The organism is Kitasatospora sp. cg17-2, assembly GCF_054031055.1.
In genome coordinates this window covers 786,453-802,451 of sequence record NZ_CM132923.1, presented here as the reverse complement: position 1 = coordinate 802,451, position 15,999 = coordinate 786,453, and the positions used below count along the sequence as shown (strand labels likewise).

20 protein-coding genes and 1 pseudogene are annotated in these 15,999 nt (G+C 71.5%); 6 read left to right on the top strand and 15 right to left on the bottom strand.

Annotated elements, in window-relative coordinates; translation table 11 throughout:
- Positions 1-290 precede the first annotated feature (290 nt).
- Positions 291-791: a tyrosine-type recombinase/integrase gene (locus ACW14Y_RS03270; RefSeq protein ID WP_456985796.1), complete on the bottom strand. Its 501-nt coding sequence runs from the start codon at positions 789-791 to the stop codon at positions 291-293.
- 385 nt (positions 792-1,176) lie between these two features.
- Between ACW14Y_RS03270 and ACW14Y_RS03265 the strand changes: the two genes are divergently transcribed.
- The 3 genes from ACW14Y_RS03265 to ACW14Y_RS03255 are packed head-to-tail and all read left to right on the top strand — an operon-like array spanning position 1,177 to position 3,721.
- A complete protein-coding gene (locus ACW14Y_RS03265) occupies positions 1,177-1,461 on the top strand; it encodes a hypothetical protein (protein ID WP_380306249.1) in 285 nt (94 codons plus the stop codon).
- Positions 1,454-2,533, top strand: a complete 1,080-nt coding sequence (locus ACW14Y_RS03260; RefSeq protein WP_380440789.1) for a polyprenyl synthetase family protein — start codon at positions 1,454-1,456, stop codon at positions 2,531-2,533. The genes ACW14Y_RS03265 and ACW14Y_RS03260 overlap by 8 nt, the downstream gene beginning before the upstream one ends.
- 24 nt (positions 2,534-2,557) lie before the next feature.
- Complete coding sequence (locus ACW14Y_RS03255; RefSeq protein ID WP_456985795.1) at positions 2,558-3,721, top strand: oxygenase MpaB family protein; 1,164 nt, start codon at positions 2,558-2,560, stop codon at positions 3,719-3,721.
- A gap of 419 nt (positions 3,722-4,140) precedes the next feature.
- Here the strand turns inward: ACW14Y_RS03255 and ACW14Y_RS03250 are convergent, their stop codons facing one another.
- Positions 4,141-4,308, bottom strand: a complete 168-nt coding sequence (locus ACW14Y_RS03250; protein WP_456985794.1) for a hypothetical protein — start codon at positions 4,306-4,308, stop codon at positions 4,141-4,143.
- A 9-nt stretch (positions 4,309-4,317) separates the two neighbouring features.
- Positions 4,318-5,040 (bottom strand): phosphotransferase family protein, encoded by a 723-nt coding sequence (locus ACW14Y_RS03245; protein WP_456985793.1) that lies wholly within the window; start codon positions 5,038-5,040, stop codon positions 4,318-4,320.
- A gap of 220 nt (positions 5,041-5,260) precedes the next feature.
- Between ACW14Y_RS03245 and ACW14Y_RS03240 the strand changes: the two genes are divergently transcribed.
- Together ACW14Y_RS03240 and ACW14Y_RS03235 are read left to right on the top strand one after the other, a co-directional pair.
- Positions 5,261-5,449 carry a hypothetical protein gene (locus ACW14Y_RS03240; protein ID WP_380389464.1) on the top strand — a complete coding sequence of 63 codons (189 nt, stop codon included), beginning with the start codon at positions 5,261-5,263 and terminating at the stop codon, positions 5,447-5,449.
- A gap of 215 nt (positions 5,450-5,664) precedes the next feature.
- A complete protein-coding gene (locus ACW14Y_RS03235) occupies positions 5,665-5,982 on the top strand; it encodes a putative quinol monooxygenase (RefSeq protein ID WP_456985792.1) in 318 nt (105 codons plus the stop codon).
- Between the two features lie 81 nt (positions 5,983-6,063).
- Here the strand turns inward: ACW14Y_RS03235 and ACW14Y_RS03230 are convergent, their stop codons facing one another.
- The 11 genes from ACW14Y_RS03230 to ACW14Y_RS03180 form a co-directional block, all read right to left on the bottom strand.
- Positions 6,064-6,243 (bottom strand): hypothetical protein, encoded by a 180-nt coding sequence (locus ACW14Y_RS03230; RefSeq protein ID WP_456985791.1) that lies wholly within the window; start codon positions 6,241-6,243, stop codon positions 6,064-6,066.
- A 208-nt stretch (positions 6,244-6,451) separates the two neighbouring features.
- Complete coding sequence (locus ACW14Y_RS03225; protein WP_456985790.1) at positions 6,452-8,455, bottom strand: ABC transporter ATP-binding protein; 2,004 nt, start codon at positions 8,453-8,455, stop codon at positions 6,452-6,454.
- 38 nt (positions 8,456-8,493) lie between these two features.
- Complete coding sequence (locus tag ACW14Y_RS03220) at positions 8,494-8,685, bottom strand: hypothetical protein (RefSeq protein WP_380440779.1); 192 nt, start codon at positions 8,683-8,685, stop codon at positions 8,494-8,496.
- A gap of 2 nt (positions 8,686-8,687) precedes the next feature.
- Positions 8,688-9,179, bottom strand: coding sequence for an HIT family protein (locus ACW14Y_RS03215; RefSeq protein ID WP_456985789.1), 492 nt, complete (start codon positions 9,177-9,179; stop codon positions 8,688-8,690).
- Complete coding sequence (locus ACW14Y_RS03210; protein ID WP_456985788.1) at positions 9,176-9,790, bottom strand: N-acetyltransferase family protein; 615 nt, start codon at positions 9,788-9,790, stop codon at positions 9,176-9,178. Before ACW14Y_RS03210 ends, ACW14Y_RS03215 begins: the two co-directional genes overlap by 4 nt.
- Positions 9,791-9,826: 36 nt before the next feature.
- Positions 9,827-10,072 (bottom strand): hypothetical protein, encoded by a 246-nt coding sequence (locus ACW14Y_RS03205; RefSeq protein ID WP_456985787.1) that lies wholly within the window; start codon positions 10,070-10,072, stop codon positions 9,827-9,829.
- Between the two features lies 1 nt (position 10,073).
- Positions 10,074-10,379, bottom strand: coding sequence for a hypothetical protein (locus ACW14Y_RS03200; protein WP_456985786.1), 306 nt, complete (start codon positions 10,377-10,379; stop codon positions 10,074-10,076).
- Positions 10,376-10,867, bottom strand: a complete 492-nt coding sequence (locus ACW14Y_RS03195) for an NUDIX hydrolase (RefSeq protein WP_456985785.1) — start codon at positions 10,865-10,867, stop codon at positions 10,376-10,378. The genes ACW14Y_RS03200 and ACW14Y_RS03195 overlap by 4 nt, the downstream gene beginning before the upstream one ends.
- Positions 10,864-12,234, bottom strand: a complete 1,371-nt coding sequence (locus tag ACW14Y_RS03190) for an NUDIX domain-containing protein (protein ID WP_456985784.1) — start codon at positions 12,232-12,234, stop codon at positions 10,864-10,866. Before ACW14Y_RS03190 ends, ACW14Y_RS03195 begins: the two co-directional genes overlap by 4 nt.
- 171 nt (positions 12,235-12,405) lie before the next feature.
- Positions 12,406-13,584: a hypothetical protein gene (locus tag ACW14Y_RS03185; RefSeq protein ID WP_456985783.1), complete on the bottom strand. Its 1,179-nt coding sequence runs from the start codon at positions 13,582-13,584 to the stop codon at positions 12,406-12,408.
- Positions 13,585-13,589: 5 nt separating this feature from the next.
- Entirely contained in the window at positions 13,590-13,931 is a 342-nt protein-coding gene (locus tag ACW14Y_RS03180) for a hypothetical protein (RefSeq protein WP_456985782.1), read from the bottom strand.
- 122 nt (positions 13,932-14,053) lie between these two features.
- Between ACW14Y_RS03180 and ACW14Y_RS03175 the strand changes: the two are divergent.
- Positions 14,054-14,680: pseudogene (locus ACW14Y_RS03175) on the top strand (transposase); the annotation flags it as partial.
- Positions 14,681-14,762: 82 nt separating this feature from the next.
- Here the strand turns inward: ACW14Y_RS03175 and ACW14Y_RS03170 are convergent.
- The gene (locus ACW14Y_RS03170; protein WP_456985781.1) at positions 14,763-15,998 is read right to left on the bottom strand and encodes an MFS transporter; all 1,236 of its coding nucleotides are present in this window, start codon (positions 15,996-15,998) and stop codon (positions 14,763-14,765) included.
- Position 15,999 lies beyond the last annotated feature (1 nt).

The window sequence follows — 15,999 nt, the reverse complement described above, 5'->3', positions numbered from 1 at the left end:
TTCCGTGGCAGTGTCTCTGATGATCTGTCACGAACATGTTCGTGCCAGTTCGATCACTCCTGGTGGGCTATCCATGCCATTCACCCGAACGAGTGATCGTCTGCTGTGGCAACCCCGGACGAAAGGCTCTGCGCACCGTGCTGCGGGTCGGTGGCGAGGGGTGCGCAGCGGAATTTCGGCCCAGGGTCGAGGGGCCCGGGAAGCCAGCAGCGGCTGGCCGGCGGCTGAGTGCGCGCGATAGCTGCGTGGAGGCCCTTTTCCCGGTCCGAGGGCAGGCCCTCGGCATTCGTTCAGGCGGCGAGGCCGAGGTCGAGGACCTGGGCGGCTCGGCCGATGGAGCCGGGCATGAGGTGGCGGTAGATCTTGAAGGTGATGTCGATGTTCCGGTGGCCCATCCATTCGGCGACGTCGGTGATGGGGAGCTTGTGGCTGAGGCAGTTCGAGGCGAAGAAGCGGCGGAGGCCGTAGACGACCATGCCTTCGGGGATCTCGACGAGGCGGTTGTTCTTGATCTGCTTCCACTGGTTCGCGATGTGGCGGTTGGGCATCGGGCGGCTCAGGTCGCGCGGGTGCCGGAGGAGGTAGCCGTCGACGGTGCCGTAGGTATCGGTGTACGACTCGACGGAGTTCCTGATCCGGGTGAGGAGGGGGATGTCGCGGTAGTCGCCGGCCTTGCGGTGCTTGAGGGGTGCGTAGGTCTTCGTGGTCTGGTTGACATGCTCGGTGATCCGGTGGACGTCGTCGGCCACGATGGTGTTGATGTTGACGGCCAGGACTTCGCCGTTGCGCATGCCGCAGCCGCTCATCAGGTCGGTGACGAGGCGGAAGGTGTCGTCGTCGGCGGTGGTATGTCCCGGATCTGGGCGGGGGAGGGGACGGCCTCGCCCGGCTCGGGGCCGCTTTCGACCCCGAAGCCGAGCGGGCGCACGTCTGACGCTCCGGGTGCGGACGACGCGGGATGCCCGGAGTGAGCAATCATTGTTGGACGGGCCAGATGGCAGTTCATAGCACGCGAGCGCTGAATCCGCTGCGTTCATTCGGCTTTTCTCACTCGTCCTGGTGGCATCTGTTAGTCCGTTCAAGTGATGGGTCTTCCGCGCGCTCGGGAATGGACTGCCACGCTGTCGTCAGTCGTGGGCGGACCGTGCCCGCGCCGAGGCGGACGGAGACGCGGACGTGACGACCAGGAGTGCGGGGAGAGCGACGGATCGCGGCGCGGAGGCGGTCCAGATCCTGGCCGGGGCGGTCGACCTGGGGCTGGAGCTGGTTGAGGGGCTGGTGTCGCGAATGCGCGGCACGGCCGGCCGGTCGGACCTGCACGACCTGGTCACGGACGGCCAGGAGGACCTGCGGGCCCGCGGCGAACTGCTGCTCGGCCGTCTGCACACCGGCTCCGAGTCGCACATGGAAGCGGTGGCCCGCCGTTCGGCGACGTACCGGAAGGCCGCCGCAGGTGACTGAACCCGGCGCCGGCGCGGCCTGGGACGGCGGACTCAAGGCCCGGGTGGACGGGGCGCTGCACGCCTTCGTCGCCGCCGAGACCGCACTGCTGAACGAGATCGATCCCGAACTCAAGCCGGTGTCCGAGCAGTTGACCGCTGCCGTCGCCGACGGAAAGCGGCTCCGGGCAGCCTTCGCCTACTGGGGCTGGCGGGCGGCCGGGCAGCCCGACAGCGAGGCGATGGTGCGGGCCGCGACCGCGGTGGAGCTGGTGCACGCGGCCGCCGTGGTGCACGACGACCTGATCGACGACAGCCCCGTGCGCCGCGGTGCTCCCACCGCGCACCTGGCCCTGCGCACGGCCGCCCCCGCCGGCCCGGGGCAGCGGGCGGCCGGCCGGGCCCTCGCCCTGCTGGTCGGCGACCTCCTGACCGCCTGGTCGGGCCAGCTCCTCGCGTCCTGCGGCCTGCCCGCCGGCTACTTGGCCCGTGCGCGCCCGCTCTGGGCGACCCTGGCCCGGGAGCTCGTCGCCGGCGAGTGCCTGGAGGTGCTGCGCACCCGGGCGGTGTCCGTGAAGTCCGGTGCGCCCGAGGCGAGTTCGCTGGAGATCATCCGTTACAAGACCGCCAAGTACACGGTCGAGCACCCGCTCCACCTCGGCGCCCTGCTGGCCGGAGCGCCCCCGGCCCTGCTGGAGGCGTTCACCGCGTACGGGCTGCCGCTCGGCGAGGCCTTCCAGCTGCGCGACGACCTGCTCGGTGTCTTCGGTGACCCACGGCGCACCGGCAAGTCCAACCTGGACGACCTGGCCGGTGCCAAGCCGACCGCCCTGGTCTCGCTCGCCCGGGCCCGCTCCGGCCCCGCCGACCGGGACCGGCTGAACGCACTGCTCGGCCGCCCCGACCTGGGCCCGGACGGGCTGGACGAGCTGCGCGCCCTGCTGGAACGTTCCGGCGCCAGGGCCCGGGTCGAGGAACTGATCGAGGAACGCACCAGCGCCGCCCGCACCGCGCTCGCCGCCGTCACCCTCCCCGCCCAGGCCACCGAGGCCCTGCGCGACCTGGTCACCACCGCCACCGCACGCATCTCCTGACCCTCCCCGGACCGAGGACTTCCCATGACGCAGACCTACACCCCCGAGCGGATGGACTCCCTGCGCCTGCTGGGCGACCCGCTCGCCGACTCCGTGGTCGCCGCCCTCTTCGAGCGCGGCGAGATCGGCAGGTTCAACACCCTGATGCGCTGGTTCGCCCAGAGCGGCCGGCCGCTGCCGGACGACGTGCCCGAGGAGGCCCGGGCCTACCTGGAAGCCACTTCCATGCCGCCCTCCTGGGTGGACTGGGGGCAGATCGAGAAGGCCCGGCTGTTCTTCATCGACAACAACGTGCACATCTCCACCGCGCTGTCCTTCGCCGCGATGCCGGCCTGCTACGTCGTCCCGCACGTCGCCAGACTGCTCACGGCCACCCACTCGCTCGCCTACCCGTCCAAGCGGATGGCCGAGACCGGGCAGTTCATCTTCTACCTGATGCGCCCCGACGCCTTCGAGGCCGGAGGGCGCTTCCTGCCCGCGGCCCAGAAGGTGCGGCTGCTGCACGCCTCGATCCGCCACCACCTGCGCCGCGAGGGACGCTGGGACGAGGAGGAGCTAGGGGTGCCGATCTGCCAGGAGGACATGATCGGCGGGCAGATGATGTTCTCCGTCCAGGTGCTCGACGCACTGCACCGGATGGGCATCCACATGTCCAACGAGGGCGCCGAAGCCTACTTCTACGCCTGGCGCGTGGTCGGCGCGATCCTCGGCATCGAGCTGGACGCCATGCCGGCCGACCTCGACCAGGCCCGGGAGTTCTCCGACCGCTACATGGCCCGCCACATGGGCCCCTCGGAGGAGGGCGCCCTGCTCACCAAGCAACTGATCGACCTCTACGAGGAGGTCGTCCCCGGCACCTTCTTCGACCCGGTCGTCGCCGCCCTGATCCGCTTCCTGATCGGCGACACCAGCGCCGACTGGTTGAACGTGCCCCGTACCCCCTGGGACCGTCTGATCACCCTCGCGCCCACCGCCCTCGGCGTCCTGGAGAGCGTCGAGGACGCGTCCCCCTTCGGCGCGTGGGCGCTCGATCGCCTGGGGGAGCTCACCTTCCGCCTCGAACTCAGCTCCCTCACCCGCGGCCGCGTCATGCAGTACGCCATCCCCGAGACGCTCAAGTCCGACTACGGCCTCACGAGCGCGAAGCCCCGTACCGACCGCTGGACCCCGCCCCCGCCGGTCCTCTGACGCGGCCCTCCGGTACCCGGGCCGCCTCCGGTGCCCGACGACCGCAGTCGGTGCCCCAGTCCTCCGGCTCGTCCAAGGCGTCGAACCCCACAATCGCCGCACGCGTCAGCGGAGCAGCCGCCTCGTGCAGCCCCTGCTTGTCCAGCGAGGTGCCGACCCACAGCCCGGCGCGATGCCGATCGCGCAGACTCAGCCGGTCGTCGCCGGCCAACTGCCCGTACGCCTCGGCCGCACCCGCACGGTCACCGCACATCTCCCGGACCACCGCCAGCGACAGGTCCAGCTGCGCCAGCCGACGGGGAACTCCCAGCTGGTCGAACACCGACCGGGCCGCCGCGTACGACCGCGACGCCGGGAGCGGGCCGCGCGGCACCCCGCGGTCGCGCAGCAGATCGCCCGCGAGCGTCGTCGTCCGCGCGTCAGAGAATGTTCCACCCGGTGTCGACCTGGCCGTGCCGTAGCCCGTCGACCCGGCGCCGGACCTCCTCGAGGGTCGGGCTGCCCGCTCTGGCGCGCTTGGCGTTCGTGGTGATCATCCGCAACTCGCGCAGGTCGCGCAGGACGGCATAGCCGCTCCAGGTGGTCACGTCGAAGCCCTACAGGTCGGCGAATTCCTGGTAGTGGCTGCGGCCGTGGCCGAACCGGCGGCAGTGGATCTCCACCGTGATGAGATCCAGTTCAGGAGGGCCGAAGCAGGCGGTGTCCCAATCGCACAGCACCGCCGCTTCGCCTTGGTGGAGGGCGTTCCGGTGCTGGGGGTCGCCCTGCAGAAGACCGGGCCGCAGGACGAAACGAACGTCGGCCAGGGCCGGTTCGAGGTCGGACAACCGCTGCCTCAGAAACGTCGTGTCCGCAGGTGGCAGAGCCGTGATCGACGCGATCGACCGACGGATCGCCCCGGCCGTGTCGAGCGGCCGGACCGCGAAGGGAGGAGGCGGGAGTTGATGCAGGGTGCGAAGGGGGACGGCGAGATGCGCGGCCGGCACAGGGTGGTCGGGCTGGGGGAGGTACTGCCAGAAGGTGACGGCGTGCTCGCCGACGAGGACGGGCTGCTCCACCGGCAGCAGCTCGACAGTCGGGAAGCCTCGCCGGCTGAGCCACCGAACCAGCCGCACGGTGCGTGCGACGTCCCCCACGGGAGTACCCGCACGGGCGATCTTGGCCACCGCTCCGGCGGCCCGGAGCAGGAACACCGCGTTGGTGTGGCCGCGCAGTATCTCGGCACCTGCAGGGTCCACCCCGATCCGCCGGCAGGCCTCCACGAGGACGGCGTGCGCCTCGGACTCGGCGAATCCGCCGATGACGACCGGAACAGTCATGCGCATAAGGCTGACGGGTGGGAGCTGTTCCTGTCATGTCCTGCCGGTCGGTAGGGCAAGAACTTCGCCGAGATCGCGGACCGCGCGTGTGGCACGTACCCGGGCGGGCACTATGTTGATCACCTCCTGGGCCCGGACACCAAGAATCCCTGTCCGGTGCGCTTCAGGAACCGGCGGCAAGGGAGACGAGGGGCACCGGCCTCCGAACGAGCCCGGGGACATGATGGCCAAGGGCGGAGCCGGCGGGGTGGCCAAGGGCAGCGCCAAGGACGGCGCCAAGGTGGGAGCAGGCGGCGACGGCGGCGACAGCGACGTCTACATGGAGCCCGGTGTGGGTTTCACATTCCAGGGCAAGGGCGGCCATGCCGGCGCCAACGGATCCGATGGCCGCGTCGAGATCACCTGGTAGCGCCAGGCCCCGGCCGCAGGGTCAGGCGGTTCACCCCGGCCCGTTCGGAAGCCTGGCGACGAGGCCCGCGGCGGCAGCCTCGTGTCCGTCCGTTTCGGATCGCGGCTTGCATGAGGCATGGCGGCAGCAAGACCGGTGGAAAGCTCCTTCGTGATGTGACCGGACCTCAGTGTCCCACTGCCGGAGGCATAGCCGTTGGACATAGGGTGTGCTTTATGGAGTCGAACGTGCTTGTCGTTGCCGATGTGACATGCAGTCCGGAGAACGCCGTTGAGTTCAGCCGGGTCCTGAACGAGTTCGCTGCCGCGTGTCGCGAGGAACCGGGTTGCCTCTCCTATGACGTGTTCCGCTCCGAGGACACACCCGAGCGGTACGTGAGCATCGAGAGGTACGTCGACTCCGCGGCATTCGCGGCTCACCGCGACTCCGACCACTTCCGCGAGATCGGCCTTGCCCGGCTGATGCCGCTGGCGACTGCACGCGACGTGCGGATGTATGACGAGCCTCGCGAGGTCCCGCCCGCAGGACGTTAGACGAACGGTACGTGGGCTGATGCCTGTCTTGCCGCTTTCGGTTGGGGTAGGCGGCATGGCTGTGGGGGTCTTGCTGGGCGGCTACGGCCGCGGCAGGGTGAACAGTCCCTGCTCGGTCTCGGTCAGGATCCTGCGTTCGGCGAGCCGCTTGAGCTTCAAGCGGACGTTGTTGACGTTGTAGACGTTGCTGGGCGCGATCTCCACGTCCATCTCCTTGCACACCGCCCGTGCCCGCAGCGGGGCGTCGGCCGACGCGAACACCGCCAGGATTTGTTGGTAGGCCGGATGGTTTGGCAGCTTCGCGGCCGGCGGCACGGACGGTGGTGGACCGGGAGGAATGGGGGCGGTCAGGTGTTCTGCAGGGCGGTGGTGATGATGGCGCGGGCGTCGTCGGAGTACACGGCGGACTGCTTGAGCCGGTCGAAGGCTCGCTGGAATGGCACCCGGCCGGGTGCCCGCCGGCTGGGGGTCAGGCGGGTTCGGTGGTCGGTTCGTCGGTGCTCTGGTGGGGGAGGGCGCTGGAGTACTGGGCGGCCTGGAGGAGGTAGGAGGCCCGGTACCGGCCGCCGGGGTCGGCCATGAGCTCGGTGTGGGTGCCGTGTTCGGTGAGGCGGCCCTGGTGGAGGACGTAGATGTGATCGGCGTCGGCGGTGGCGGCGAGGCGGTGGGTGATCAGGATGACGGTCAGGCCCTGGTCGGCGAGTTCGCGGATGCGGGCGAAGGCGGCGACCTCGGACTGGGCGTCGAGCGCGGAGGTCGGTTCGTCGGCGATCACCAGATGGGTGGCGCGGCCTCCGGGCCCCTCGGTGGTGGCGCGGTGGTGGGTGCGGGCCATGCCGACGCGCTGCCACTGCCCGCCGGACAGCTGGACACCGCCCTGGAAGCCGCGGGCAGCGAGGGTGTCCCAGCCGTTGTCCTGGGCCTCGACGATCGGGTGCAGGTCGGCGTAGTCGGCTGCGCGCTTGAGCAGGGCGGGGTCGTTTCCGTGTTCGGGGCGGCCGACGAGCACGTTGGCTCGCAGGGTGAAGGGCCAGCGCTGGAAGTCCTGTTCGAGGACGGCGACGGAGGAGAACAGCTGGTCGCGGTCGGCGTCGGCGGTGTCGGTGCTGTCCCACAGGATGCGGCCGGTGTCCGGGAGGTAGAGGCCGCAGAGGATTTTGGCGAGCGTGGACTTTCCGGAGCCGTTGTCGCCGACCAGGGCCACGACCTGCCCGCGCGGGATCGTGAGGGTGACGCCGGACAGGGCCGGGATGCTGCGGCCGGGGTAGGTGAAGCCGACGTCCTCCAGGGTGATCACGTCGGGGCGGTGCGGGAGGTCGGTGCCGCCGGTGGGGATGGCGCGGCGCTCGGCCTCGCGCTGGAGGCGCTCCAGGTCGGCGACGAAGAGGGCTTCCTCGTAGAGGCCGTTCGCCGTGCGGACGAGGGAGGTGATGTCGGTGGCTCCGGTGCGGATGCCGACGACCGCAGTGCCGGCGACGGCGAGGGCCATCTGTCCGTCATGGACGAGCCAGCCCAGGACGGCGAACGTCGCGGCGGAGGCCAGCCCGGACATGGCGGAGGCGAGCGCGGAGGTGCCGGCCGCCGCTCGTGCGAGGCGGTTCTGCTCCTGTTCGGACGCCTCGGCCATCGCGGTGTAGTGGCCGAGGATGAACGGGCCGATGGCGTGGACGCGGACCTCGGGCGCGGAGTGCGGCTGCGTGATCAGCTGGGCGAGGATTGCCGCTGCCCGGTGGTGCTGGAGCCAGGCCATCACCGAGCCGTAGCGGCGGCGGGCGGAGCGCACCGCGCCCCAGCCCTTCGGCGCCGCGATCAGCACCAGCATCGGCAGCAGCACCGGGTCGAGGGTGAGCAGGACCCCGCCTGCGGCGACCAGGCCGAGCAGTGCGGTGAGGACGGAGATGCTCTGGCTGATCAGTCGGCGTACCGCCGAGGTGCCGAAACGGGCGGACTCCACCAGCCTGCTGAACTCCGGGTCCTCCAGGGAGGCCAGCTCCACCCTGGCCGCGCGGCCGAGGAAGGCCACGGTGGCCGCCCGCTCCGTTTTGGGCTCCAGCCGGTCCCCGGACCAGGACGAGGCGATGGCGAGGATCGCGGAGAGAGCGGAGGCGCCGCCGACGGCCAGGGCGGCCGGCAACGCCGCGCGCAGCAGCTGGTCGGCGCTGCCCGGCGCGAACAGGGAGGTGAGCGCGCGATTGGTGGCGAGTAGTCCGAACGCGGCGGCCAGGGCGCGTCCGATCTCGGCGGCGGCGACGGCCGTCAGCGCCGTGCGGTCGGCCTGCCAGCCCAGACGCAGAGCGGTGCGGAGCAGGCCAGGGATCTGGCGGGCGACCGCGAGGAAGCTGATCCTGAGCATGGTCTGCTCGTGGGAGGCGAAACTGTAGTCGTAGCGCAGCCGGCCCCCGAACAAGAACTGCTCGCTGGCGGAGACACTTTCGTCGGGCTCGGGCTCGGGCTCGGGCGGACGGGTCTTCAAGCGCTCTCCCAAGGGTGGACGGCGGAGGGGCGGCGTCGTCATCCGTTCTCGCGCGGCACACGGGGCGCGGAGACGAGGTAGGCGGCGACGCCGGTGCGACGGGCGCTGAGCGAGGCGCGCAGCGTGCGCTGCTGGCACGGGGTGACGATGCGCGACCACACATCGAGGGCGCGCACCGAGCGGCCGCCGTGCCGGGTGGGGACGAACTGCTCGGGCGGGACGAAGGCCACGGTCAGGTTCCTCCGTTGAGGCGGGCGCGCAGGTCGGCGGCGAGGCGGTCGGCCCGCTCGGGATCGTCGGGCAGCACCCCGGCACCTTCGGTCATCAGGGCGTGGAACTGCTGCTGCTCGTAAGGGGTGTTGGGCGGGAGGGCGGCGATGTGCCAGTGGACGTGGGCGTTGCCCTGCGCGCTGCCGAGACTCAGCACGTACACGCGCTCGGTCGGAACGGTCGCCGCGAGCGCGGTGGCGACGCGGTGGACCACGCGTTGCAGGGTGAGGTACTGGTCCTCGGTGAAGTCGCCGATGGTGTCCTCGACGTGGGTGCGCGGGGCGACCAGGACCTTGCCGTGCAGGGTGGGGTAGCGGTCGAGGAAGGCGATGTGGATGCCGTCGTCCAGGACGATCCGGTGCTCGTAGCCGGGGGCGCCGGCGAGCATTGAGCAGATGAAGCACGGCCCGTTGCGGGCCAGCTCGTTGTAGGCGTCGAGGTCGAAGGCGGTCATCGCGCCCACCCGCCGGGGCCGGGGCGCAGTGTCATGAAGCCGTCGAGGGGCTCGAAGCCGAGGGGGCGGTACAGGCCGGCGCCGGCGGCGGTGGCCCTCGACTCGACGGACCCGCAGCCGCGGTCCTTGAGGGCTTCGACGAGGGCGGTGGTGACGGCCCGGCCGTGTCCGCGCCCCTGGTGGGCGGGATCGGTCACCACGGTGTGGACGCGGCCCCACAGGCCGGTGGGGAACGCGGGACCGAGACAGCCGCGGTAGACGATGCCGATGGTGCACGCGGCGAGGCCGTCGGCGGCGGGCACGACGTAGGCGAGCAGGTTCGGGTCGGCGCCCAGGCGCTCGCGCATGTCGTCACGGAAGGTGGTGCGCCACTCGTCGGTGAGCGGGCCGCCGTCCAGGACGGCGACGCACAGGCGCAGCGGTTCGTCGGCGTCCCCGGGGACGGCGGGCCGGGCGGCGGCGTACTCGCCGGTGCCGCAGCCCACGTCGAGCGCCCGGAGGCCGGCGCCTTGGCCGACATGCTCGGCCAGCAGGTCGACCTCCCCCTCGGCGACGGGACGAAATCCCTTCCCCCGCTTGTAGTGGTCGTTCCAGTGGTCCGCGGCGGACACTTCCGTTCCTCTCGGTCTGGGCTTCCAGTGGACGGGTCAGTCGGTGTGGTGCAGGCCGGGAGGGTACAGCGGACCGGGAGCCAGGCGCTCAAGCAGCCGGTCCACACTGCCGTCGGGCCGGTAGAGCGTGCGGTAGGCGTACGGGTTCCGTCCGCAGGGGAGCGTGGTGACGCCTTCGTCGGTGACGGTGCGGCCCTGGGTGATGGCGAGCAACCGCAGGTCGATGTCCGCGGGCAGGACTGCTTTCGCGCCGGTGGGCGGGCGGCGGTGGCGGCCGGCCATCTCATGCCCCGACCAGGGCGCGCAGGTCCTCCGAGGCGTCCCAGCCGTAGGTGGAGAACCCCCGCCCGTCGCCGGCGAGGTAGGCGGTGAGGGCGACGTGCGAGGTGGGGAACATCGTGGTGGGCAGCGCGGAGGTGTCCATCCACAGGACGGCGAGGTGCTTGTCCGGCTCGGCGTTCGTCAACTCGCCCCGCCACGAGGTCGCGGCGAAGACCGAGAGCAGGAACGGGCCCCTGCCGTGCTTGTAGTCCTTGGCCGTCGCGCGCAGCAGCCGGTCGACGTCTGCCGGCATGTCGGGGGTGCTCACGCGGCCCACCCGACGGTGGACAGGGTGTTGCCGCGGGTGATCTCGGTGAGCGCGTGGGCGGTGTAGGGGACGGTGTCGTCCGGCAGCGAGTCGAGCGGCCACCAGTGCAGTTCCTCGCACTTGTGCGGCTCCGCGTTGCGGAGCCGGCCGTGGTAGCGGGTGGGGCGGAAGAACAACTGGAGGCGGCTGCGGCCGTCGTCGGCGTCGAGGTGGTGCAGGGTGTGGACGAGCGCGAGGTCGTGCTCGGCGATGGTGAGGCCGAGTTCCTCCTCGGCCTCGCGCGTCATGGAGCGGGTGACCGGCTCGCCGCGCTCCATGTGCCCGGCCGGCAGGTGCCACAGGCCCTTCGCGTAGGCGGTGTTGCGGCGCCGGCCGAGCAGTACGCGGTCGGCGTCGGTGAGGACGAGGTGGACGCCGACGACCAGGGTCAGCGGATCCGTCCCGGAGGCCGGGGCAGCGGCGGGGCGGAGGTCGTCGTGCGGGTTCACGCCGTCCTCCCGGGAGACCGGCCGGTGGCGAGTAGCGGCAGGTAGTGCTGCATATAGGGCGGGACTTTGAGCAGCGGTACCTCGTCGAGGGGGACCATGCGCACGGCCAGGCCCTCGTTTCCGAGCTGCAGGTCGCTCTCGGGGCCGTCCCAGACGCCGTGCAGGACGCGGGTGAGCGGGTGTACGAGGTCGTGCTGCGGGTCGGGTACCGGCCGTAGGCCGGAGACGGTGATCCCGGCCTCCTCGGCTACCTCGCGCTCCGCGGTCTCCTCGGCCGTCTCCCGGCCCTCGCGCCAGCCTCCGATCGGCGTCCAGTGGCCCGGCCACGCGATGCCCGGGTTGTGGTCGCGGTGGTGCATCAGCAGTCGACCCCGGGCGTCCGTGACCAGGACCATGACACCTTCGAAGTCGTCCTTCGGTGGTGCCGGACGCTCCACGTACAGCGGCGTGCCGCTGCGGTGGGCGCGCAGCACCTGCAGGAGCCGCTGGTAGCGGTGCGGTTCCATGAGCGCGCGCCAGTCGTGCGCGGTCTCGAACCGCCACTCGGTGTGCTCGGCCGGATCGAGGTGGATCCTCGCCTGCTGTTCGGGGGTGAGGACGCCACCGTCGAAGACATAGCCGCAGACCGGCACCGGGTACTCCGTGCCCGCCTGCTCGTGGATGACGGCCACCAGGCGCCGCTGGGCGATGACCTCGGGATTCTCTGCGGCGAGATCGAGGCCCAGCTCCTCCATGCCCTCGATCAGCGCGGTCGCGAACGGCGTGCGGCCGTGCTCGACGTTGCCGCCGGGGAAGTTCCACACGTCCGGGTTGATGGTCGAGCGCATGCCGAGGATGCGGCCCTGCGGGTCGGTGACCAGGAAGCTGCCGTAGGCCGTGGGGCGGGCGACGGTGGTGATGTAGCCGCCGACCGGCCGCCAGCCGGGGACGGCCAGACGGCGCACGAGCCACTCGACGACCTCCCGCTGCCCGTCGCCGGTCGCAGGCAGAGCGTCCGCACTCGCCCACTGGTGGTCGTCGTGGTCCCGGGAGAGGGCGATCGGGGTGCCGTCCGGCACGACGGTGGTGAAGACGAACTGCCGTACCCGGTTGCCGTACTGGCTGGTGAAGTCGAGGTGCCGCGCGTATTCCAGCGGCAGGCCGGTGATCCCGGTCTCCTCCGCGAGTTCGCGGACCGCACCGGCGTCCACGGGCTCGTCGTCCTCCCGGCCGCCGCCCGGGTACTCCCACAGGCCGGGCAGGACGTCGTCGGGGGATCGGCGGATCATCAGGATCCGGCGTGAGGTGTCCCGGACCACGACGCCGACGCCGATCCGCTCGATGCCTTCGCTGGCGGCCAGGCTCGTGAGTGTGTCGAAGTCGATCACTGGAGGGGCTCCTCGGCGTCGCGGGCGGGCAGGGCCACCCGGTCGTGAGGCCCGGCGCGGGTACTGAGGGCCGGGATGGGCGGGCCTTCCACAGGGGGTACCTCCGGGCGCTGGTGGTGTCCGTGCACGCCGAACCGGCTGTCGACAGCGAAGTTCGCCGCAAGTGTGCTGTCAAGACGTCGAGTTGGGCGGCCCGGCGTGCGGGGTGGCGACCGATAATGGTGCTGTTCGATTGTGTCGCTCAAGCGAGTTTCCTCCGGGCGATCCTGGGTCGAACGGGGCTGTTTCGAGCACCCGTCGGGCGCGGTCGAGGGCCTCCTCCAGGCGGCCCCGCAGGGCCTCGGGCAGGGCGCCGGAGTCCAGTGCGCAGGCGGCGAGCGCCCGTTCGAGCGGGCTGAACCGGTCCGGTTCGAGGCGGGTGCGGATGCCCTCGTGGGCGAGGAGGTCGCGAAGTGCGTAGCCGTCGCCGGATTCACTCGTTCGGCTGGTCAGCCGCCGCAGCAGGTTTTGCGCGGAGGGGGTGTCCGGGTCGGCGGCGTCGAGGGCGGTCAGTGTGAGGCGAGTGGTGAAGGCGGCGAGGCCCTCCTCTGTGTCGAGCACGAGGCAGTGGTCGATCGCCTGGTCGGCGGCGTCGTGGTCGCCGGGGCGGCACAGTGCGGTGAGCACGGCGGTGACCTCGGCCTCCCAGGCGTCGCCCGGCTCGGTGTCCTCCAGCAGGGCGAGCGCGCCGGGCAGGTCGCCGGTGGTGGCGCAGGCGAGGACGGCGACCTGGCGGCCGTCGAGGATGCGCCGGCCGATGCCGCGGTGCTCCTCGATGTGGCGCAGGGCGTCCTTCCAGCGGCCGGCGGCGGTGAGGGCGCGGGTTCCGTCGGCGATGATGACCCGCCACAGCCACGCCCGCACTTCGGCGCGCTGGTGATCGGTCTCGGTCAGCTCGCCGGGAACGGTGATGCCGTCGAGGACGGTGGCGGTGGCGATGATGACGGCGCGGTAGAGGTCGAGGAGCAGTCGGTGGCCGCGCTGGTGGTGGCCGGCGCGGATGTGGAGCCGGGCGAGGTTGACGACCGGCTCGAGTCCGCCGACGGCGCTCATCGCCGGGAGCGGGCCGCGAGTCAGGTAGAGGTCTGCGTGGCGGTGGCACAACTCGCGGGCGTACTCGGGCAGGCCGATATCGGAGGCGAGGAGGGCCGCCTGGTTGAAGACGGTGGATGCCAGGCCCGGATCGGTCTGCCGTGAGGCCGTGTCGGCCAGCTCGGTGAGCCGGCCGACACGGGCGTTCAGGGGCAGGCACGCGGGCCGGGCCCTGGCGACCAGCGGGAAGCGCCGGGCGACGGGTCCGGTCGGGTGCACGGTGGCTACTCCCAGGAGACGGTGATGGGGTGTTTCGGGCGCTCCAGGACGAACCGGCCGGCTGCTCGGTCCGGGACGGCGGGGGTGTCGGGGAGTTCGATGCGCAGTGTCCGGTCGCGGTAGCCGGCGTTCCAGGTGCGGATCTCCTCGGCGACGAGGTCGGCGAGGGCGGCGCCGTCGGGGCCGTGGCCGATGGTGCCGGTCTCGTAGGTCTTGCGGCCGTCGGAGGCGGGTTCGCCGGGGCGCAGGGTGAGGTACGCGAGGGACCCGCCGCTCACGGTGGCCATGGCGCCCCAGCCGAACATCGGGGTGATGTCGTGTTCGTGTGCGGCGGTGGTGACGCTCATCCGCATGATCGAGTTTGGGAGGGTGAGGGCCAGCCACAGGTCCTGGTACTCGTAGGTGGTGCCGCCGGGGATGGTGACCCCGGTCCAGGTCTCGTGGCGTGCGCCGTCGAGGACGCCGAAGAGCTCGGTGGCACGGCGAGTTCACCCAGCTCAACGGCCTGCTCGGACAACTGCTTCGACAGAAGGAGGGGCGGGACGTCGAGCCGTCGGCCTGCGTGATCGACGCCCGGAGCATCAAGACCTCCACCAGCGTCCCCGCCGCCGGCCAGGGCATCGACGCGGGAAAGAGAATCGTGGGCAGGAAGCGGAGCATCGTCACCGACACCCTCGGTCTCCTCCTCGCGGTGCTGGTCACGGCAGCGAGCGTGCAGGACTCCGTCGCCGGAACCCGACTCCGCGTCAAGGTCGATGTCGAACACCCCGGCATCCGCAAGGAGTGGGTCGACGGCGGCTACCGCCAGCACCTCGTCGAGCACGCCGCCACTCTGGGTATCGACATGGAAATCACCGCCCGCAAGCCCGGCACCAGGGGATTCACTCCGATACCGAAGCGGTGGACGGTCGAGCGGACCTATGGCTGGCTCATGCTCCATCGCCGCCTCGCCCGCGACTACGAAGCCCTCCCTGCCCGCTCCGAAGCCATGATCCACCTCGCCATGACCGACCTCATGGCGCGCCGCCTCACCAGCGAGAACACCATCTCCTGGCGTGACCCGACAACGCAGACCAAACAGCTGATTCCAGGATGAAACATCGGACGAAAACGACGTCTAAGTCGGGTACCCGGGTCACGTTGCCGTGACCCGGGTACCCGACCAAGTGGACAGTCCGTCAGCGCATTCGCTCCAGCTTGAGCAGGCCGGGCACCGCCAGCAGTGAGAGCAGCAGCAGGAAGAGCCAGGGCAGGGCGGGGCCGCGGCTGAGGAGCAGGGTGAGCAGGCCGGGGGCGACCGCCTGGCCGAGGTTCCAGGAGAGCTGGTAGACGGCGAGGTAGCGGCCGCGCAGCGCCGGGTCGGCGAAGGCGACGCTGAGCTCCTCGCGGAACGGGGTGGCCATGGTCTCGGCGAGGTTGTAGACGAACATCGCGGCGTAGAGCCCGGTGACGACAGCCCAGCCGGGGGTGGCGGCGACGGCGGCGAAGAGGGTGAAGGCCAGGGCGTTGACGAGCGAGGCGGCGGCGATCACCCGGGTTGCGCGGAACCGCTCCAGCCGCCCGGCCACCACGCTGCCGGTGAGCACCACCTGCAGCCCGTTGAGCACCAGCAGCGTGCCCGCCAGCCAGGCTTCGCGGTGCAGGCCGTCGGTGACGTAGACGGCGAGCAGCATGCTGAGGATCATCGAGCCGAAGACGAAGGTGAGGTTGACCGCCACCAGGAGCAGGTACCGGCGGTCGCGCAGCACCGTCAGGTAGCCGCCGGGTGCCGCGGCGGGCTCGGCAGCGGCAGGAGCGTCGGCAGCGGGGGCGGCCCCCGGTCGCCAGGTGGCGAGCAGTGCCGTCGCGACCACGTAGCTGGCCGCGTTGAGCACCACCAGCAGTCGCAGTCCGCCGGTGCCGCCGTCGCCCACGAGGAGGGCGCCCAGCGCGCCGCCCAGGCCCATCCCGGTGTTGCGCAGCGTCTGCACCAGCGCGAACCAGCGGGTCCGCTCTCCCTCGGCGGCGGCGAGCACCACCAGGCCGGTGCTGGAGGTCCAGTACGCGACGTGGCCGATCTGGGCGAGCAGGCAGACCAGCACGATCTGCCAGAGCTGCCCGGCGAGCAGGTAGCCGCCGAACGCGACCGCGGACAGGGCGTTGCCGCCGGCCGCCACCACCCGGGCGCCGTACCGGTCGATCAGCGGGCCGACGCCGATCGCGGTGGGCAGGGCGAGCAGCCGCGCGGTGGTGACGGCGGCGCCGATCGCGGCGATGCCCAGGCCCGTGCTGCGGGCGAAGTAGACCAGGGTGAAGGCGAGGACCAGTCCGGTGCCGAGGCTGTCGATGAGGTGGGCGCCGACCAGGCGGTTGCGGCCGGTGGTGGTCGGCAGGCCGAGGCGGTCGCGGAGCGGGGAGAGTGTTGCGGTGGTCATG